We start from the raw sequence: 23,235 nt of genomic DNA, 5'->3' as shown, positions 1-23,235 counted from the left end.
TCCATTATTGGATTGATGTAAAAAACCCTGAAGCCATATAGCCTCAGGGTTTTTAATTGGGGGGCATTATTAATTTAGAAGTATTGACCTATTCCAAAAACAATTCCATTAGTGGCATCCTCACCAATACCAAAGCCGTAATCTAAACGAAATACGGCGTTAAAAATACGCTTGTGTATAAAACGGATACCTACTCCAGGGTATAATCTAGTATTGGTGCCCTTAAAAATTTCCGAAAAATCCTCTCCTGGTTTTCGCCAAGAACCTGCATCAATAAAAGCATTGCTTTGTATAACAAACCACCCTTTTTCATAGAGGGTATGTCTATATTCTGTGTTCAAAACTATTGCCGCTGTTCCCCGGTCTACGGTGTTACCTACGCCACGAATGTTCAATTGATTATCCAAGGTAAAAGGGGCAAACGGGGAATCTTCGTTTCCAATTGCTGCGGCCAAACGTAATCTATTGGCCCAGTTGCCACCGTTACCGATTTTTTTATAGTAGGTCAAATCGTTTCTAAGGGATAAGAAGCGCTGTAAAAATTCTTCACCAGGAGCATCGCCTTGTAAAAGCTGTATAAACTGACCTGTAAATTCACTTTGCAAGCCATCTATATATTGATATTCAATATCCAGATCAACATAGCGATAGGCAGCCCTATAAATAAGCTTGTCCGCATTTAAACTTAAGGGTCTATTAGGAAGTGGAGGGTCACTACCTTCAAAATTGTAGCTCTCTTTGACTAGTATTGCCCCTAGCTCAGCTTCATTGTTAAAATCAAAAGAGAACAGCAGGTTAGCCTCTAAATTCCGAGAATTAAAACGATAGTTTTTATCTCCTTCTTCAAAGAAAACCGGTTCTTGAGTCGTTACATCTTGATAGTTAAGACCAACACCTAGTTTATCACTAAAAAGAAAGGGATGCTCCCAAAACGCACCATAGGAGTTAAAAACATTTTTTTCATAGAAAGCACCTAACAGCTGGTTATTGCCAAATAGATTAAACTCAAATGCGGAAATGCGGTAAGCAAAACTGCCATCATTTGCTGTAGCAATTCGTAAGCCAGGTATCAGTGTAAAATTCTCTTCAATAAAATACGTGATATCAGCAGTGCCATCAGATGTTTTCGTATAAGTATAACTAGCATTGGCAATACCGGGAAGTCGCTTTAATCTTTCTACATCACCTGTAATCTTTAAAGTATCTAGAACCGCTCCTTCTTTGGTTTTAATCAATCTTTTTAAAAAAGTTTCCTTGGTTCTTTTTAAACCTTCAAATTCAATCTTGTTAATATTGGTTTCCTGTGCGATTGTGACCAATCCTACAAATAAAATAACAAGGCTTAGTATTTTTTTCATCTCTCAATTTTGATGATAAGACGAAGGCTTTGCCGTTTCCCTACGAAGAAAAACTAATTTTTAACAAGATTTTATGGAGAACAAGATTTTAATGAGAGCTTTGGAGGCTAGTTATGGATAGTTCAGCAATCCTAAACAGCATAAGATTTAAAAAGAAAAAGACCGGTTGTAATAAAACAATCGATCTTTGTATATGAAATAAAGTGTTTATCCTTTTTGCTGAATCTTAGCCCAAGAATCCCGTAGGCCAACCGTTCTGTTGAACACTAATTTTCCCGGACTGCTGTCTGGGTCTACACAAAAATAGCCAATACGCTGAAATTGAAAACGTTCCTCTACCTTGGCATCTTTTAAACTTGGCTCCACAAAACCGGTGATTACCTGTAAAGAATCTGGATTAACAAATTCCATAAAATCCTTATCCTTGTGCGTATCCGGACTTTCATCGGTAAATAAACGGTCATAAAGACGAATCTCGGCTTCTACGGCATGTTTTATAGAAACCCAGTGTAAAGTGCCCTTAACACGCCTTAAGCTCTCTTCCGTGCCACTACCACTTTTACTTTTAGGGTCATAAGTACATTGTACTTCCGTAATATTACCATCGGAATCTTTGGTGCAACTTTCCGCCTTGATGATATATCCATTTTTTAAACGCACTTCTCCACCTAATTTTAAACGGAAGAATTTTTTATTGGCTTGCTCTCTAAAATCTGCTTTTTCAATATAAAGTTCCCCGGAAAAAGGAACTTGTCTTTTACCCGCAGTTTCATCTTCTGGACTATTTTCTGCCTCCAGCCACTCTTCCGCCCCTTCAGGATAGTTGGTGATTACTAATTTTAAGGGGTCTAAAACACCCATTACCCTTGGCGTAATTTTATTCAGATGTTCGCGGATATGAAATTCCAACAAAGAAACATCGATTAAATTATCCCGCTTTGCAATACCGATGGTGTCTGCAAAGTTTCTAATGGACTCCGGGGTATAGCCCCTTCTGCGCAGTCCTGATATTGTGGGCATTCTTGGATCGTCCCAACCGTTTACTACATTTTGCTCAACCAATTGGGCAAGTTTACGCTTACTCACTACGGTATGACTTAAATTTCTTCGAGCAAATTCGCGTTGTTTTGGGCGCACTTTATTTTCATCGTAAACCTGATCTAAAAACCAATTGTATAATTCGCGATGCATAGCAAATTCTAGTGTGCAGAACGAATGCGACACTTGCTCTATATAGTCGCTCTCACCGTGTGTCCAGTCATACATAGGATAAATACACCAATCGGTATTTGTTCTATGGTGGCTTTTGTGAAGAATACGATACATGATAGGATCACGCATGAGCATATTCGATGAGGTCATATCAATTTTTGCGCGAAGCACATGTGTTCCCTCCTCAAATTTACCTTCTTTCATTGCCTTGAAAAGTTCTAAATTTTCTGCAATGGGCCTATTTCTATTTGGACTATCTGTTCCTGGCTCTGTCGGAGTGCCTTTTTGCCGCGCCATTTCTTCCGACGATTGATCGTCTACATAGGCTTTTCCATCCTTTATTAACTGTAGCGCCCAATCATACAATTGTTGAAAATAGTCAGATGCATACCGTTCGGTATCCCACTTATAGCCTAACCATTCCACGTCCCGTTTTATAGCATCTACAAACTCTTGCTCTTCCTTTGCGGGGTTGGTATCATCGAATCTAAGATTTACCGGGGCATCATAGCGTAGACCCAAGCCAAAATTCAAACAAATAGAACTTGCATGGCCTATGTGCAAATAGCCATTAGGCTCTGGTGGAAATCTAAAACGGAGGTCGTTTTTGGAGTGGGTTTTGCCTAGGTCCTCTTCAACGATTTGCTCTATAAAATTCAAAGACTTTGTTGTCTCGTTCATGTCATTGTTTTTCAAGCTACAAAAGTAGCAAAAATGCCGCAATAGCTAAGTTTAAAATGGATAGACCTTGCATACTTCGCATTTCACAACAGAAAAGCTCAGCCCTACAACAATAAGTTCAAAATATCCGTTATATGTACCATATTTGACGTTGAATGCTAGGATACATTAGAAAATGACCTCAGAAATTCATAACAAGTAGGGGCCCAAAACTACAGATCATTATGAAAACTAATTTCAAAAACAACATTTTAAGCGCTATGGTTCTGCTTTTTAGTTGCCTACAACTATCTGCACAGGCCATCGTAATCAACGCTCCCGAACCTGCGGACAATCCAAATCTTGCGGGTAACTCACCATGGACCGCTATTTGTGCCGGTAATGGAGGGTTTAACGAGTATTTTGTCAATATTACTTGGGCAGGTACTGCTAACGCCGGAAATGAATTTATCTTAGAACTTTCGGACGCAAGCGGTAATTTTGATGCTCCAACAATATTGAAAACAATTACCGACCAAAATTCTAATGCTGACTTTAACGTAGATTTTGCTATTCCCGTTACTACTAGGGGGCAAGGATATAAAATGAGAGTTAGGAGCACAGATCCTGTAAAACTTGGCGCGGAATCGGATGCATATAACATGTATTACATGGATGTTACCTCCAATCTTAATATCAGCGAGGCTGGTGACGGTACACCCCCAGGAAGTATATGTAGTACAAATGTAATAACTCTACAAGTGGATAATATTGCCAACCCAGAAACATATCAATACATCTGGTTTAGAAGTGGAACCCAGATTTCAGGAGAGACAGGACATACCATAAACATTGCTCAAAGTGGAATGTACAATGCACTTATAGATTACGGGCCTATTTGTACGGGCTCTGGTAATACAGATTCTAATATTGTGGATGTTACCATTGGTTCTGGTGGTTCTGGTATTGCGGTAAGTCCTCCTTCCAAGACAGCGTTATGCTCTGGAGATACGGAAACGTTAGCAATTAACACAACGGACCCTTCTTGGAACTATCAATGGTATAAAGAAAATGTTGCTATTGCAGGTGCTATAGGAACTACATATACGGTCAATGCCGCAAATGCTGGTTTTGAAGGAAGTTACGCTGTTGAGATTTCAGGTTCTGGAATTTGCACGGAACGTTCAGCGGCAATTACAATAACGAATGCGGACAATTTCACGGTAACCAGAGATAATCCGGCTAATGTGGTGGTATTACCATCTCAAACACAAACATTAAGTGTTGGCACGGATGCTAGCGGACCAACCTTTAAATGGTTCAGAAACGGCACTGAAATTTCGGGAGAAACAAATAATACGCTTACTATTACACAGGAAGGAACATACTATGCCGAGGTTTCTCAATCAGGAGGTTCCTGTTCCGCTTCTGCCAAAAATTCTGAGAGTACGATAGCAGTTGCGCCAGATTCTTTTGAACTCATTTTGGATTATGCCAATGCGTATACTTCATGTGTAAACACAAGTATTATTCTCCAAGTGACAACTATTAATGCTGTAGCAGCAGATGGAACTAAAACCGATGTAACGGCAGATTTAGAAGATGCCTTTACATATCAATGGCAAAAGGATGGTTTGGACGTTACAGGACAAACTGGAAAATCAATAAGCTTGGCTTCCAATGCTGAAAATGGAGCTTACCGATTGAATGCCACTATAGATGCCTATGATGAAACTTCCAACGAATTATCCGTACAGTTACTTACTAGTGAAACGGTAGCTATCAGTTCTACGAGTAGTATTTATTGTTCTGCTAGCGAAATTGTAACGCTCAGCTCAACAACTGACTTAACTTCGGAGAGCTTTGAATGGCAGTTAGATGGTTCACCGGTAAATACAGTGGATACTGGATTTAATATTGACGCACCAGGAACATACCGATTAGTATTAGATAGAGACGGATGCGCTCTCATTTCAAATGAAGTAACCATTTCTCCGTTGGATGAGAACTTAATTACATTGAATCCTTCTGGTGATATTGTAATACCTGAAGGCACCTCCAGAACTGTAACCGCTACTGGCGGTACCGCTTACAGATGGATGAACGCAGCAAACGCCGAAATGAGCAACTCCGATAGTGTAACATTTACGGAGCCAGGAACGTACACTTTGGTCGCTTCAATTGACAACTGTGACATCGTAAGACAGGTTGAAGTTAGTATTCTGGATACCTTTAAAGTACCTAATGTCATTACCGTCAACGGAGATGGCATCAACGATCAGTGGGTAATTCCCAACTCCTATTCAAACAAACCGGATGTCAATATTATTATTTACAACGAACAGGGAGAAGAAGTTGTGAACGAATTTGATTATAAGAACAACTGGCCGCAAACATCGACCTCATTTACCAAACAGAACATGGTATTCTATTATAAAATAAGGAATGCCAGTGAAGTTCTTAAACAAGGAACTATCACAGTAATACGTTAATTTCACCATGTTAAAGAAAAGAGTTTTATATCTGCTATTAGTATTACTCACAGCTGTTAAGGTTGGGGCACAGGAGGAGAACCCTTTTGTGGTCTATGACGTACCAGCACAGAACCTTTTAAAATATAATAGGTTTTTAATAAACCCAACGTTCTCGACGGTGCGTGAAGATAAATCATATGTAAATCTTTTACACAGAAACCAGTCGGTACAATTTGATGATAACAATCAAAATTATTTCTTAAGCTATAGTGGTCGTATCAGTGACCGTACGGGCCTCGGGCTTAGTTTATACACACAAAGACTAGGGGCCTTAAGTAACTATGGTGTTTTGGCAAACTATGCTTATGGTATTAAATTAAGTGATAAGAGTAATTTCACTTTTGGCGCTAACCTTTCTTACTACAACAGTGGTTTTGATGAAGGACGAGCTACAACGGTTGAAGATGATCCGCTGCTTGCAGGGCTACAGGACCAAAATTTACTATCGTTTCAACCTGGTTTCAACTTGTCTTATGGGAAGTTTGACGTGGGTGTCTTTGCTGAAAATCTTTTTGATTACAATTTAAAGACTAGTGAGTCCCTAACCGAATTCAAGGACAAAACATTTTCGGGTCATTTACAATATACTCATCAGTTTGAAAATCAATCAGGCATATTGCAACAGGGGAGATTAATGCCTTTGGCCAGAGTTAGAAAAGTAGGTGAGGAAGAACTTACTCTAGGGGGAAGTCTTATCTTAGACCTGCCAAAATTGGGTTGGGTCCAAGGGGGCTACGATAGTTTTTATGGTGCTTCGGCGGGAGTTGGTTTCAACCTTAATCAAAGAATATCTTTAGGATATACTATGGAGAAGGGATTATCCAACAATTTTGACAATTTTGGACTGACGCACGAAATATCATTTGCATATTCCTTTACACCTAATCTTACTGAAGATCGTGTGATGTTAGAGGATGATAGGGATGATTTGGTCGAAAATTCGTTGGAGCCAGAGAATTTAGCATCTTCCGAGGAAATTGCAGAATTAAAAAGAAAATTAGCTGAAAACGATGCCATAATAGAGGAGTTAATGTTTAGACAGGATTCTTTAGAGTCTACAAGACAGCAAGACCTGGAGCGAAGATTTAACATGGTTATGCGCATGGTCAGGAACGAGACCAGCGGTGAACGCCCGGACTTAGAACAAAAAGCAGAGGAGTTGTTTAAAGGAAACGACGAAAATAGTATTGCCACATTGGCAAGAAATAATAGTAATGATGGTGGTGTCGTGGAGAATATCCGAATGGAAACTGAAAACGACGCCATTGTAAACTCAGTTGCAGCTAGGGAAGAGCGTGCTGTTTCGGCACCAAAAGCTATGACAAGCGTAACTGAGGAAAACGTGCGTAGTACAGAAATAGTAAGTATTCCAGAGCCAAGAAAAACCAGCGAAGTTATATCACCAGCAACAAGCACAGCAGCTGTGCCATCTGAAATAGCCGTAACGAAAAAGACCAATCGGGATAAATATCAAGAACCAAACAGCTCAAACACCAGAGAAAAAGATCCAGTAGTCGTTTCCGAGCCAAGGCGTAACACTATCCAGCAGGCCAGCAAATCTGCGGTAGTACAGGACAAAGTGAAGAGTAGAAAGTTTAGGGACCTACCTAATGTCAAAGACGGTTATTATGTTGTGGCCAATGTTTACAAGGGAGGCAAATACATGGATAACTTTTTGAATAGCCTCAATGATAAAGGTATTGATGCGAATTACATAGACAACCCTAATAATGGCCTAAAGTATGTTTATCTAAAGCGATATGACACATGGGGTGAAGCCGTGGCGGCTCATGAGAGCCACTTTAACGGCTCATATAAGGATGCCACGTGGATTATGAACGTCGCAAATAGATACACCAATAGAGAATATGCCGCTAACGTCGATAAGCTCAAAGAGAAGTCATCTAAATACGATACGAGCGTACTACAGAAAAATGTGGTAGCACAAGACAAAGTTGCCGCGAAGGAAATTGACCCCCAAACCTATAAAATCAATGGAATAGGATCTGGGTATTACATCATTGCCAACGTTTTTGCAAACCCAAGAAATGCCAATCGTTTTGTGAAGCTTCTAAATTCCTATGGTTTGAACGCCAGTTACTTTATAAACCCGGAAAACAAGTACAGATACGTTTACTTGAAACGCCATGATTCTTGGAGCAATGCACTTATTTCGTATTACTCTAAATTGAACGATGCTTATGATGACAAGATGTGGATAATGCGAGTAAATTCAAATCAAATTGCTTAAAAGTATTCTTAGAATAGTATTATAAACTCCGATATCTTTTAATCGGGATTCTCTTCTTTACATACTATATTTTTATAAATCTCCGTTGAAACACACCCTATTCTTCAAGTGAAAAAGAGCGTTATTTTTAAATTTTAGACTACGCTTTTTAATCTTCTTTTTTCTTCTCAAAAGTGTTCATTTTCTATAAAAAGTATTCAACTGCCTTGTGATGTCCCATATTGATGACCATCAAGAAACAGGGGTCTTAAGGAATGGTAACCTTAAGTAATTGCTGTTTCACAACATTATAGAACCATGCCACAACATTAAATTCTGTGCGCGGGGACTAAGGTTCATATTTGTTATTGGAGAACTCCCATTTTTATCAATTTCCAAGATTGGGTAATTGGGAGTAGAAATCCACATGAATAACACCGGATGATTATTATGTCTACATACTTTGCCAATACCAAACTCGCTACTGCCGTTAGCCCCAGAGGAATTTACCGTACTTTACTTTTGACTACGCTTTTTTGCCTTCTCGCATTTACGGGATATGCACAGGAATATCAATCCTTCACAAGAACCTATCCTTCTGGCGATTCTTTCCGGTATCAGGCCAATATGAAGGGTGATTTGACTTTTCTGGGGAATAGTATCATGAACAGGGACGGAGGCACTAGTGATACCGAGCCAAATGATGCTTATAACAATCTTAACGATGATAATAGCTTTAACCCTGCAAGTAACAGGGATACCGAGACAGGGGGTTATTATAACTATAACGACTTCAAGAACATGCGTTACATCGATGTAGATAGCGATGTAACTACATTTAGTTCTAGTACTGCCAACCTTACTTTTGACGATGCTTCCTGTAGCCGAATTAGGTACGCCGCATTGTATTGGTCTGCCACTTATCCTAGAGATAATACCGCAGATGCTTCTGGCACAGCAAGATCACATCCTATAGACCAAGTAAAACTTATGGTTCCTGGTGGGGCCTATGTAGATATCATTGCAGACGAAATTCTTTATGACGGACTTACCAATACGGACTTATCCAGTAACGCGCCTTATGCCTGTTATGCGGATATTACCGCATTGATTACTGCACAAGCCAATCCAGAGGGAGAGTATACGGTAGCAAATATACCTGCTGCGCAAGGTGTAGGTTACGACCTAAGTACAGGCACTAGTCTTATGCCTGGTGGTAGTGCAGGCGGATGGACCTTGGTCGTTGCCTATGAAAATCCAAATTTGAGTGGTAAGCTCATCACAACATTTGATGGTTTTGCACGAGTGACCGGTTCAAATTCGATTACAATAGACTATAATGGTTTTACGACTATTCCAACAGGTCCGGTAAACGCAAACATAGGAGCGGCCGCTTTAGAGGGAGACTTCGCTATTACAGGCGATAGAATGGAGATTAGAGCGGCACTGAATTCTGGCTCTAGCTTCTATAGAATGCGAAATACCGTAAACCCTCAGAACAACTTCTTTAATAGTAATATTACATTGAACGGGGTTGACCTTGCCGGGAGGACACCATCTAGCTTAAATACCTTAGGTTTTGATGCCGATTTCTTAAACCTACCAACCAATACGATACCAAATAATGAAACTGCGGCTACTTTTAGATTTCGCACTAACGGCGATCAGTTTTATCCCTTTTTCAATTCCTTTAATATTGAAATTATAGAACCGAATATTGTTCTTGAAAAGCGGGTTGAGGATATTGCCGGAAACGACATAACAGGTGCTGGTGTTAACCTTGGCCAAACTTTGGATTATGTATTGTCTTTCGATAACATTGGAAATGATGATGCGGACAATTATACGATACGAGACATTTTACCCATTAACGTAACCTTGGACGAAGCTTATTTTACGACTCCCGGGTCATTACCAGCGGGTGTTACGTATACTTATGATCCCGCCACTAGAACTGTTCTGTTTACTATTCCGAATAACTTGGTTACCGATACTAGTCCTATCTCATCTATTCGAATGAGGGTGCAGGTAGCAGAAAATTGTTTTGATTTTGTTGATGCTTGTACCGATTTAATACAGAATTTGGCATACTCGACCTATCAAGGTGTTGAAAACGATAATGAAATTACGGACGACCCCAGTGTAACGGATTTTGATAATTGTGGCTTTACCACTCCTGGGGCAACCAACTTTCTTTTGGATGATTTATCGGCTTGTAATTTTAGAAGAACAACCCAATTATGTGGTGATAATATAATACTCGATGCGGGTGATAATTTTGATAATTATGTCTGGGTAAGAGATGATAATAATAATGGTGTTATAGATGCAACGGATACACCAATTAATGATGGAGACCCCGATAACGACCCAAGCACAGTTGTCGTAAACCAAATAGGAACATACCTAGTAGACAAACAAATCGCAGACCCTTGTAAAGGATTCATGGAAATTATTGATGTTGAGCTTTTTGGTTCAACTCAGACCAATCCTATTCTCGACTATTTTAATGATTTGAATAGTGATGCTAACACCTCCAATGATATACAGGGAGAAATTGTGGTAGATTGTAATGACGGTACCACACAATTTCCCAAGATATTCTTATGTGGAACTAACGATAGCCAGCTTTTACAGGTTAATATTAGTGATGCCCAAGACCTTTTTTGGGAACGTTTAGACGAATCCAGTTGTTCGGTTGAACCAGAAAATTGTTTAAACAGAAACTTAAGCTGTACCTGGTCTCAGGTAGAAACTGGGAGTGATTTTACGGTTGGGACCGAGGGAAAATATAGACTATCCATTACCTATCTTAATGGGTGTGTTAGTCGTTTTTATTTTGATGTTTTTCAGAATAATCTGGATATAGATTATACCAGTAGAGATGTTGTTTGTAATACCGATGGAAATATTACCATAACAAATTTAGGAAGTGGTTATGGCTATCAATTAGTAGATGTTGCCACGAATACCATAGCGATTCCTTTTAGCGCTAATAACGGACCTAGTTTTGATTTCACGACCAACGGAGCTTATAGAGTAGAAGTAACACAATTAGACCCATTTACAGGAGATCCAATTGTTGGAGCATGTGTGTTTAGTACTCCGGACATTGGAATTTTGAACAGGGATATGCAAGTAAACCTGACGACAACGGAAGCTAATTGTAACGCTCAAGGATCAATTCAAATAGACGCTTTAAATGTGTTCCCTAACTATTCTTATGAGCTAAGACTGGATGATGGTACCGCTGCGCCCGTGGCCCCTGCAAACGACCCTTATCAAGGATTACATCCAGGAGGTACATTCATTGACGATGAGACCGCACAACCAAATAATTCTCATACATTCAATGTAAACGAGGGAGATTATTTTGTCATTACAAGATCTGATGATGGTTGTATAGATGTGCAATCCGTAACGGTTAATCGTATCCCAGACCCTACTGTAGCTGCACTTACTACAGCCAATATAGGATGCTCCGCAGGAACAATTGAACTAAGCAGGACAGGAGGGCAAGGTAATCCAGATTTCCAATATGCTATTTGGAGTAAGGATGGGGTGTTATTGCACAATCCCGGTGGCTCACCAACAGAACAGCAGATAGTTGACAATATCGACCCTAATGAGTATCAGACGGAAACAACGTTCACTTTTGGTTGGAGAGATACGGATAATGATTTAATTGACGAATACTTCTCCGGAGAGGACGGCACATACCAATTTATAGTTTTAGATATAAATGGGTGCTACGGAATTTCTGCTCCGGTTACCATAAGTGATAATGGAGGACTTACCATAGATGATATTGACGAGATACAACCCTCATGTACCGGAGATTCCGATGGCGAATTAACAATCAACATTACAGGTGGTGTAGCTCCTTTTCAATATAGTATTGATAATGGCGCCAACTACCAGCCTACCCCAAATTTTGTTGGGTTATCGGCAGGAAACTATGATATTCGTGTATTGGATGCAAGCGGATGTGATATAACGCAACAATATGTGCTCAATCAACCATTTCCACTAAGCGCATCAGCCGGGGTCTCTAGGGACGCTACTTGCGACCCTAATGGAGGCGAAGTTCGTATTACTAACGTTTTAGGCGGTAACGCACCCTACGAATATAGCTTTGATGGCGGTAGCACTTGGGGCACCTCTTCAACTGCTATTTTACCACCAGGAGATTATACCGTTTTAGTACGGGACAATGCATGTTCGTTCCCTATGAACGTTACTGTAGCCGATTTACCGGCACCTCCGAATGTAGCCTTGACTCCTGAAGTGGATTACAACTGCGACGGAACAGGAACAATAACCGCTTCACCGAGTATTAGTGGTTATGATTACAGATATGAATTGGATGGCGTTCCAAATTCACCAGACCCTTCAAGCAATGTCTTTAACAATGTAGCACCTGGGACCTATACCGTAACTACCTATTATACTTCCCAGACTCCACCATCTCCTAGTTTACTTTTATCAGAAGATTTTGGTGTTGGAAATGGTACTATACCAAGTCCGGATACAAGAGGATACAATTACGAAGACCAGACCACTAGTACAGCTGGTGGCGGAGATACCAATAGAAACATCAATGATTTTGAGTATAGTGTAACGAACAGAATGGTAGCGCCATTTGGTGCATGGGTAAATCCGAATGACCATACGAATCCGTCCGACCCTAACGGAAGGTTTTTGGTAATAAACGTAGGAACACCTAGCCCGGGTCAAATTATCTATACCAAACCTATCAATGATGTTATTCCTAATAGACCTTTATCAATAAATCTTTACATATTCAATTTATTAAACGGCTTAATCGGTAATACGCAATTAGACCCAGACTTAACTATAGAAATTAGAACCCCGGGCGGTGTTGTTATTCAATCTATACGAACCGGAGAAATACCAAAAAATACTGGCCCTGATGATTGGGAATTATTTTCTACCACTTTAGATCCTGGAGCTAACACAAATTTAGAGTTCGTTATACGTTCCGAAATTTCAGGGAATAGTGGTAATGATCTAGCTTTAGATGATATCGAGATTTTCCAATTACCAGAAGTCTGTGAATTATTTGTTGAAACACCGGTAACCGTTGCTGCAGGACAAGTTTTTGGAAGCACTTTACAAAGTTCTACCAACGTTTCCTGTAACGGACTAAATGACGGAACTATCACTTTTCAAGTAGCAAATTTCGATGCGGTAGCTGGTTTTGAATATTCTGAAGATGGAGGCACGAATTGGATAACATCAACAAGTTCTCCAGTTACTACCAATGCTGTTTTTGCCGCTGGAAATCAAACCGTTTTAATTAGAAAGGCGAACGAAATTACCTGTACAACTTCTGTATCCGTATTAATTACAGAACCTACCGCTCTTGAAGTCAATGCAAGTGTTACGACCGCATTAACCTGTACAAATGGCGCAACAATAACAGCGAACGCTACCGGCGGTACCGCTGTTTATGATTACCAACTTGAAGATGCAGGGGGCGTTCCTGTAGCATCTTATGATTTTGCAACAAATGGCACGAACCGTATATTTTCAGGCTTAGCTGATGGCACCTATGTTGTTAGAGCAAGAGATGCAAATAATTGCGAGGATGTCATCAATACGTCAATCGTCATTACTCCATTGAACCCATTAGTATTTAATGCTGTTCCAATGACTTGCTATGATGGTGGAAACAATGCCACTGTTCAAGTAAATGTAACGGATGGTAATGGCGGATATCAGTTTCGGATTAATGCAGGACCATGGTTAACACCGACCCCAGCATCAGCAACGGCCTATACTTTTCAAAATTTGTCAGATGGCTCATATGATATTGATGTAAGAGACCAAAATGGATGTCCTTTGGCCTTGGCTACCCAAACTGTTGTAATCAACGCTGATTTAACGGTGTCTGCAGCGGCTCCAAACATAGCCGTTTGTGATACAACATCAGATGTTACGATTACCGCCAATGGTGGTGACGGAAATTATACATATGCCATTGTTGCTAGTGGTGCTACACCTCTTGATGGAGATTTTAGTACTACAAACCCAGTAACCGGTTTGGCACCAGGGAATTATGATGTTTACGTAAGGGATAATAGTGGAAACACTGGATATTGCTCAGAAAACTTTGCATTAACAATTACACAGGATGCACCAATTAATTTTACACCAACACCAACGGACGCAACGTGTTTTGGAGACAGCAATGGGGCTATAGCTATCTTGGTAAATTCCGGAGGACAAGCTCCCTTTACCTATAGTATTGATAATGGCGTAACCTACAGTACAGGGACCAATTTTCCGAACTTAAGCGCGGGCACCTACCAAGTTAGGGTAAGGGATGCAAACTTATGCGAATCAACGACCATACCTGTTACTGTTAATCAACCAGACCAATTAGTGGCAGAGGCAGTACAAACACAAGATTATACTTGTGCTCAACTAGGCCAAATCACCGTTGGAAGCATTACACCAACTTCGGGTGGCTCTGGGGACTATCAATATCGTTTAAATAGTGGTTCGTGGACCACGACTACTACGGGAGGACATACATTTACGGATTTATCCGATGGTACTTACACCATAAGTGTTAGAGACGCCAATGCCGTGGGTTGTGAAATTACTTTAAGCGATGTTATCATCGCTCCTTTACCGGTAGCACCTACAGTAGATTATAGTGTTGTATATAATTGTGATGGGACTGGGAACGTAAGCATAACACCATTTGACAGTTCGTTCATTTATATTTTGGACGGTGCTTCCCAAGGGCCTGGAGCTTCAGCTAATATTTTTGATAATATTACTGTAGGAACACATACATTGCGTGTTACTTATAGTGTGGATTGTCATGTAGACACCACTGTGATAGTTACTGATGGTAACGCTTTTGAGGCTTCTGTTACGGCTTTTGAAAATTTAGACTGTAATGGTGATGCTTCCGGTAGTATTATGATTGATGCAGATAATTATGGAGCTGGTGGTTTTGAATATAGTGTAAATGGGGCTGGTTTTGTCGGTCCGTTTACATCGGCCCAAACGATCACAGGATTGAATGCACAAACACATAATATTGTTATTCGAGATGTAAATGACCCTACAGGATGTACAGTTCCGTTAAGTCAAGTTTTGACAGAGCCAGCGGCTCTAGAGGTTAGCGCTGCAATAACCACAGATTTTACATGTAACAATTCAGGCGCGACTATAACGGCCAGTTCAACTGGAGGCACACCCGCTTATCAGTATCAATTGGAAATCAGCGATGATGCTGACCTTGCCGCGCCTTACGTATCTATTATTGCTGTAGAAAGACCTTATCAGAATTCACCTATCTTCAATAATGTTCCACTAAGTAACACAGGAGAGAGCTATGTAGTTCGGGTTAGGGATATTAATAATTGTGAAGACGTAATAGATAACGCAATCACGGTAGTAGGCCCTGAACTTATTGTGTTCGATGCGGTGCCTACTGCTTGTTATACAGGAAATAACGATGGGTCCATTGTAGTCAATGTTACCGCTGGTAATGGAGGATATCAGTTTAGAATAGATGGAGGCCCATGGAGAACACCTGCCATTGCAACGGATGTTACCTATATATTTACAGGATTATCCAATGGCAGTTATGATATTGAGGTTAGAGATCAGTTCGGATGTCCATTGATATCTAACTTACAAACAGTTTCCTTAGATCCTAACCTTAACGCAACCGTTGATGTCGTGGATATCAGTTCTTGCGCGGATGGTAGTATTACAGTTAACGCAACGGGAGGAGACGGAAATTTTGTCTACGCATTTATGCCTACAGGTAACGTTCCTGTCCTAGCAGACTTCGGTGCTTCTAATACTTTTGCCGTTGCCACGGGCAACGATGGAGATTACGACGTCTATGTATGGGATAATAATGGAATAGACCCACATTGCCAGTTTATGACCACCGAAACGGTTGAACCGGCTGTTACCCTTGCTTACACGGCAATCCCTACGGCTCCCGAATGTCATGACGGACCAGGTTCCATTGCAGTGAACATCACCGCTGGCGATAGCCCGTATACTATTGAAATTATTGATTTGGACAATGGTGGATCCTCTAACCAGACCAATATTAATGTGGTAGCTACCACGCAGAACTACTTTAATCTAGGTACGGGAAACTATACCATTATCGTAACCGATGCAAACGGTTGTGACCGTACGGAAACACCTGTCACCATCACCAATCCCGACGAGCTTACAGCGGATATTGTTGGTATTGCGCCGGTCAATTGTGATCCTGATCCAAATATGTACGGTTTTGAATTTGACAATTATCCATTGACCCTTGGCACATTAGAATTTAGTGCGGATGGAGGGTCTAGCTGGCAGTCTGGAGACACCTTCGTTGGAGCTGCATATACTTCTGGGACTGAAGTAGAGCCTTCCATAAGAGTTGTCGGAACCAACTGTCAGACCGATTTACCAAGATATACCATTCCTTATCCTTTGGACGACCTAGACATAAGTATTTCTGCTATTATCGTGGATTGCAACGACCTTCAGGTTACCGTTCAAGGTACGGAAGGACTTGCCCCATATGAATATACATATTCGGAAGACCCTGTAAACTTTAATCCTGCATTGGCCACTTGGCAACCAGGAGGAACAGTCGATTCTGGAGGCAATACTGTTCCGGCAGGAGAAGGAAGTTTTGTTTTCACCGGGTTAGTTCCGGGTAGAACCTACGTATTCTATGTTCGTGACTCTAGTCCTTGCGTTAGGCAAAGTTCGCAAAACGTAAATACACTTGCACCACCACCTGTACAAATAACAGCTGATGTAACTCCAACCTGCGACGGAGTTAGTAACGGACAAATTACCTATACGGTTACGGAAACAACGCTTAATGAACTTGGCGGTTCCTTTGATTGGGATTTTTATCGATTAGATGATACACTTCCAATAGGGGCACCAACTCTTATAACATCCGGAACGGAGACCGGGTTTATCTCAGGAGACTCCTTTACCGTGCCTACCCCTGCAAGTTTAGGAACCGGAGACTATTACGTAGAAATAAGAGGAGCTGCCCCAAACAATTGTGTTATAGGTAGCGAGAATGTAGAGGTCGAACAATTGGACCCCATCACGTTTACCCCCGTTGTACTGTCTCATATTACCTGTGCCAATCCAGGATTGATTGAAATCCAGAACCCACAGGGTGGTGGAGGAACATACACCTACACTTTAAGTAGTGTCAACTTTATTGCCGATATAGTTACGTCGGATAATCCAGTAGAAGTTCCTATTTCTAATTTGGTCGATGTAACGGCAACACCTTTCAATGTCCTCGTAGAGATTGCAGACCAGTTTAGTTGTCCTGTGACGACTTTACCGTCGCACACGGTCTCCATGGATATCTCTCAAAGCCCTACCATTTCAAGTGTAACCACTTCAAATTGTGCAACACCATTTGGAATTACCATAAATGCAAGTGGGGGTACCGCACCATATTTATATTCTATTGACGGAGGAACATCTTATGTTAATAATGGAGGTTCGTTCAATAACGTCGCAGTAGGCTCATATACTATTTCGATCATAGATGCTAATGGATGTACTGCTACGGATACGGCAGAAATATACCCTGTCTTAGAGGCAAGTGCAACAAATACAAAATTATTGGATTGTACAGTAGTGTCCGCACCTAACCCTTATGGCCCGGATGCAGTGATTACCATTGAAGCTACGGACGGCTCGGGTTCTTATGACTATGAGATCGCCGGACCAGAAAGCGAAACAAGAACAACCCTGACCTCACCAGAAGAATGGACAACGTCTACACCGGGAACGTATACGGTATCGGTTTATGATAACAACAGGTCATCGTGCCCTGCAAGAACTTTTACAGTAGAGGTTCCGGTTAGATTGGAGCCTATTGTGGATGCTATTGCTCCCACGGATGTAACTTGTAACGGAGATACCGATGGTACGATTACTATTTCTGCTGTAGATAATGCCATAGGACCCTATACTTTTGAGATTACCGATAGGGATGGTAGTAGTGTTAACATAAGCCCATCGAGCACGACAAATACTAGCGCAACCTTCACAGGTCTTGCGCCAACATTAGGAGCAGGATATATTGTAACTATCACGGCATCTTCTGCCAATAATTGTCCGACGAACAGTGTTGCAATACCCATTGGCGAACCAAGTGCTATAGCGGTAACCATGAATACACCTGTAGAATTTTTATGTACTACAGGAAATAATGAGAACAATGCAAGTATTTCTGTTCAAGGTGTAACCGGAGGTTCCAATACATTTGTACGTTATCAATTCTTCAATAACCTGGATTTGGTAACGCCTGTTCAAGACGGTTCCAACGATACTTATATCGAAACCAATACGCTCGGTGGAGATTATACCATTATTGTTTTTGACGACAATGGTTGTCAAGGTACAGCGTCGGCTAGCATAGCTCCTTTTGACGAATTACTGCCGGCTACGATTACGGTAGACCAAACGATTTCATGTATTGTAGGAGAGAATATCACCATCAACGCTTTTGGGTCGCTAACGGACTCAAGCACACCGGCAGGTCTGGCAAACTATGAATTTAGAGAATTACCGAGTGGTGTGTTCGGAGCATCTAATACATTTACAAATTTAAGTACAGGGCCTCATAATTTTGAAGTGAGAAACATAAATACCAACTGTGTAGTTTCAATTTCCCATACGGTGGGTGAACCAAATAATTTTGAAATAACGTCGACAGTTGTTGATGTTGTTTGTGATAGAACTTATGGCTCGGTGAGTTTTGCGATCAATGACCCAATTAATCCATACAGCGGAGGATTCTCATGGCAAATATATGACTCTCAAGGAACGGTTGCCTTAGGAGACGATGTTCTTATTGTCGGTGCTAGTGGAGTGTCAGTCAATAGTGGCCCTACAACACCTTTCGCCTTAGGAGAGGGAGAGTACAGGGTAGCTATTGTCCAAGACAGTAATCCTAACTGTACAACAACAGATTTCTTTGCTATTGCTGGCCCTAATGGTCCAATTACCGGAAATACACAGGTAGAACCTATTACCTGTGCCTTTAACGATGGAGTAATTGAAGTTATTGATGCGCAAGGCGGTTGGGGAACATACACCTATTTTGTAGGACTAGCTACGGACCCATCACCAGCAATAGGAAGTTTTGTAGCCAACCCAAGATTTACGGCCCTTGCAGGATCAGTAACTCCCGGAACGGATTATCAGGTCTGGATTAAAGACCAGAACGATTGTATGCAGCGATTAACAGATGTAACCTTAATAAACCCAGAGCCTATCTCTGCGAACTTACAGGTTAATACAGGAAATTGTACTGATTTCTCTGGAGAGATCGAGGTGGTAAGTGTAACAGGAGGTCAGGGAAGTAATTATACCTATCAATTACTGCGAAACGGAAGCTTGTTCGGAGCACCACAAGCGACAACAACTTTTTCTGGATTAGGTGCAGGATCCTATGAGGTACAGATTACCGATCAACTTACCTGTGCCGCAACAACCTCGGCTACAATTTTATATGAAGTTATTTCTCCAAGTGCTACTATTGATAAAACCATAGATTGTAACTCTGGTGGCGAAATCACGGTAACGCAGACCGGAGGCTCTGGAACATTTGACTATACAGTTGCCTTTCCTGATGCTTCTACACCACAACCTGCAGTTTTAGGAAGTGCAACAGCAACGTTTACAAACTTAACTATGGTAGGGGACTATGTATTTACGATAACGGATACCGCCACAGGTCATACCTGTAGTACTACGGTAACCCAGCGATTAGAACCTGCTGTCGTACCAAACATAAGTGTTGATGATTTTACGGATGTCACTTGTAATGGAGCCAGTGACGGCACTATTACTGTAAATGCGAGCCCAGACAATGGAATAGGACCTTATACCTTTACTATTATAGCTGGTCCGGGTAGTAGCGCTGCATTCCCGATTAATGCTTCAAGCAATACGGATGCAACAGCAGTTTTCACCGGTTTGGAAGGTTCCATTGCTGGCATTACGTACACGATAAGAGTAGCATCTCCTAATGGATGTAATAGCGATATTACCCAAGTCATAAGGCAGCCCAATGTAGTTTCTAGTTTTACAGCAAACATACAGCAGTTTGCGTGTACTGTTGGTAACAATGCGAATACGGCAAGTATCTCTGTTGACACCTCAACCCTATCGGGTGGTTCTAACAATTTTGTCAGGTACAGATTTGTAAATACGACTACGGCAACTGTTGTACAGGATGGTTCAAATGCTATTTATGTAGAAACTAATTACGCTGGGGGAGTCTATGAAATAACTGCATTTGATGATAATGGTTGTGCTAGTCCTATAATCACGGAAACTATAGACCCATTTATTGAAATAATCAATCCTGTTATTACAGATGTAGCCCCTGTTACCTGTAATCCTGGCAATGATGCTCAAATTCAGGTAAACCTTACGATTAACCCAGCTTTGGCAACACCTAATTTAAATTTTGTCATCAATGGCATTAACGTAACATATACAGATACTAATAGTACTGGTTTATTCACAGGACTTGGAGCTGGCAATTATAGCATAAGCGTCAGCAATTTGGACACAGGATGTACAATTGATTCGGTACACACCATAGAAGAGCCATTGGAAATGCAGGTGGTTGCCACAAAACTTACGGATGAGGAATGCTTAAACAATGGTATTGATGACGGAAGCTTTAGTGTGGGAATCACAGATTATGTAGGAGCTTATGACTATCAAGTATTCGATGCTAATAACAATCCTATTGCAGGACAATCCGGTAATGGGAATACGGCCACTGCGTTGCCTCCAATAACAGGTCTTCCAGGAGGTTCTTATTATGTAACAATTACGCAAACCGAGGCGCCTTTCTGTGTTGAAAACTCTAATGTCATTACCATTATAGCGCCCGAAGCTCCAATAAGTGCTGTAATCAGCATTGAATCTAGCGTAAGCTGTTCTAATGATCAAGGTAGCGTCCTGGTGAACCCGGAAGGAGGAAATGGGCCTTACACCATTACTTTGACAAATACTACAACAGGCCAAGCCCCTTATGTACGGACGAATGTGAGCGCTTTCTTGTTCAGTGGATTGTCAGCGGGTAACTTTGATATAACCGTAGCGGATAGTTTTGGGTGTTTATACACGGATACAGGGAACATTACCCTTGTTCGTCCAGATGATATTATAGCTACTATTTCTGCCAGCACTTTGGTTTGTTATGGCGATGATACAGCTTCTATAACAGCATCAGTTGGAGCTAGGAACGTTACACCTGTCTATCAATATCAATTGAATGTGTATCCGGATATGACCAGTACAACTGCTCAGCCAATATCGGTTCCACAGGCATCGCCAACTTTTGACAACTTAGGCGCAGGATTCTATAGTGTTACGGTTCTAGATGATAATAATTGTGAGGCAGAGTCAAATAGAATTCAGATTATAGATCCGACGGAGGTTTCTGCCCAATTAATTAGAACAAGTGCTTTGACTTGCGCTACACAAGCGGAATTGGAATTAACCGCAACAGGAGGAACAGGACCTTATAGTTTCAGCATGGACGGCAATACGTTCAGTGCTTTTAATGAGTTAAACGGTCCAAACACCCATGTGTTCTCTAATATTGGTGCCGGAACCTATAGTTATTTCGTACAAGATTCCTTCAACTGTGCTTCTATAGAATCCAATGAGATTACAGAAGACCCGATTATGCCTTTGATTTTGGATGTTGATAGTTCGGCAGCTGTAATTAATTGTACTGGAGAAAGCACTGCTATAATTTATGCAGATGCTTCTGGCGGACTAGGAAATTACCAGTATGAACTTTACACCGACGTATCTTTGAGCGCAGCCTCAAGAATTGCCGGACCTCAAATGCTTGGTGAATTTACAGGGTTGTCAGCAGGTATTTATTTTGTGAATGTAACTAGTGAAGATTGTACGGTCTCTGCAGAACGTGTAGAAATTATTGAACCTACCCCTTTAAGTTATACAGAAGACATCATAAATGTTAGTTGTACAGGTGAAGAAGACGGTAGTATTACCGTAACACTTTCTGGCGGTGCAGGAGGATATCAATACGCAATTTCTCCAAACCTGAACCAGTTCGATAATGAAAATACGTTTGCGGATCTAGCACCAGGTGACTACACGGTTATTGCTCAAGACCAGAACGGGTGTTTTGAACAATTGCAGTACACGATTACCGAACCGACCATGCTACAAATTGACGCCACTATTCTTCCAGAAGTTTGTGAGGGAAGTAGTGACGGTTCAATTACATTAAATATTACGGGAGGTACAGCTCCATATAGTACAAGTCTGAATTCTAATAGCGATGCGGACTATGTTCAGGACAGAACAGTTTTTAATGGCCTGCCAGGTGATAATTATTTAGTTTTCGTTAGAGATGCAAATGGATGCGAAGCGAATATTGTTGTAGATATTACGCCGGGCGTTAATTTAAATGCCACAATTGAGCCTATATATGAATGCTCTGGAGACGCACCGGATAATTACGTAAACATTACGTTAGAAGACCAAACGATAATTGGTGACGTGCTCTATGCGCTGGATTCAACAGACCCTGCGGATATGCAACTTAATCCAGACTTTAGAAATTCTGTTCCTGGAATGCACTACATAGCCATAGCGCATGCCAATGGATGTGTACAAACGTTTGATTTTGAGATAGAAAACTTTGAACCACTTACGTTGACATTAGAGCAGAGCGGAATTAATGAGATTACGGCAACTGCAGCAGGAGGAAGAGAAGGATATACCTTCTACTTTGATGATAGGGACAATGGCGCGGAAAATACTTTCATCATTAGAAGAACAGATACCTATGTGGTAACCGTGGTGGATGAGAACGGATGTGAGGCCCAGGCCAATATTTTCATGGAGTTTATAGATATAGAAATACCTAATTTCTTTACTCCTGATGGCGATGGTCAAAACGACGCTTGGCTACCTAGGAATCAAGAGGCCTTTCCAGAGATACTAACCATCATTTTTGATCGTTATGGTAGGGAGGTTTACCGAATGGGCTTAAATGATGCCGGATGGGATGGCCTGTACAACCAAAGCGAACTGCCAACAGGCGATTATTGGTACGTTATAAAGCTTAACGGAGATGAGGACAACAGAGAATTTGTTGGCCACTTTACCTTATACAGATAGAACTTAACCTTGA

General features: G+C 41.1%; 5 protein-coding genes. 3 read left to right on the top strand and 2 right to left on the bottom strand.

What is annotated here, in order from left to right:
• Nucleotides 1–74: 74 nt before the first annotated feature.
• Together SJY09_RS13485 and SJY09_RS13480 are read right to left on the bottom strand one after the other, a co-directional pair.
• A complete protein-coding gene (locus tag SJY09_RS13485) occupies nucleotides 75–1,358 on the bottom strand; it encodes a POTRA domain-containing protein (protein ID WP_396636238.1) in 1,284 nt (427 codons plus the stop codon).
• 207 nt (nucleotides 1,359–1,565) lie between these two features.
• Entirely contained in the window at nucleotides 1,566–3,251 is a 1,686-nt protein-coding gene (locus SJY09_RS13480; protein WP_396636237.1) for a glutamine--tRNA ligase/YqeY domain fusion protein, read from the bottom strand.
• A 224-nt stretch (nucleotides 3,252–3,475) separates the two neighbouring features.
• Here SJY09_RS13480 and SJY09_RS13475 point away from each other — a divergent pair, with 224 nt between their 5' ends.
• The 3 genes from SJY09_RS13475 to SJY09_RS13465 all read left to right on the top strand — a co-directional run bounded on the left by SJY09_RS13475 (nucleotide 3,476) and on the right by SJY09_RS13465 (nucleotide 23,222).
• Nucleotides 3,476–5,722, top strand: a complete 2,247-nt coding sequence (locus SJY09_RS13475; protein WP_396636236.1) for a gliding motility-associated C-terminal domain-containing protein — start codon at nucleotides 3,476–3,478, stop codon at nucleotides 5,720–5,722.
• 7 nt (nucleotides 5,723–5,729) lie between these two features.
• Nucleotides 5,730–8,015 (top strand): PorP/SprF family type IX secretion system membrane protein, encoded by a 2,286-nt coding sequence (locus SJY09_RS13470; protein ID WP_396636235.1) that lies wholly within the window; start codon nucleotides 5,730–5,732, stop codon nucleotides 8,013–8,015.
• 429 nt (nucleotides 8,016–8,444) lie between these two features.
• Entirely contained in the window at nucleotides 8,445–23,222 is a 14,778-nt protein-coding gene (locus tag SJY09_RS13465) for a T9SS type B sorting domain-containing protein (protein WP_396636234.1), read from the top strand.
• The last annotated feature ends 13 nt before the right edge of the window (nucleotides 23,223–23,235 follow it).

This window comes from Maribacter sp. R77961 (assembly GCF_044594925.1).
Lineage (GTDB): Bacteria > Bacteroidota > Bacteroidia > Flavobacteriales > Flavobacteriaceae > Maribacter.
Note: the sequence above shows the minus strand (reverse complement) of the source record. Positions and strands in the feature narration are given on the sequence as shown.

Coding starts and splice junctions, on each gene's coding strand:
- SJY09_RS13475 (WP_396636236.1), top strand. CDS start 3,476: ATGAAAACTAATTTCAAAAACAACATTTTAAGCGCTATGGTTCTGCTT.
- SJY09_RS13465 (WP_396636234.1), top strand. CDS start 8,445: ATGTCTACATACTTTGCCAATACCAAACTCGCTACTGCCGTTAGCCCC.
- SJY09_RS13480 (WP_396636237.1), bottom strand. CDS start 3,251: ATGAACGAGACAACAAAGTCTTTGAATTTTATAGAGCAAATCGTTGAA.
- SJY09_RS13485 (WP_396636238.1), bottom strand. CDS start 1,358: ATGAAAAAAATACTAAGCCTTGTTATTTTATTTGTAGGATTGGTCACA.
- SJY09_RS13470 (WP_396636235.1), top strand. CDS start 5,730: ATGTTAAAGAAAAGAGTTTTATATCTGCTATTAGTATTACTCACAGCT.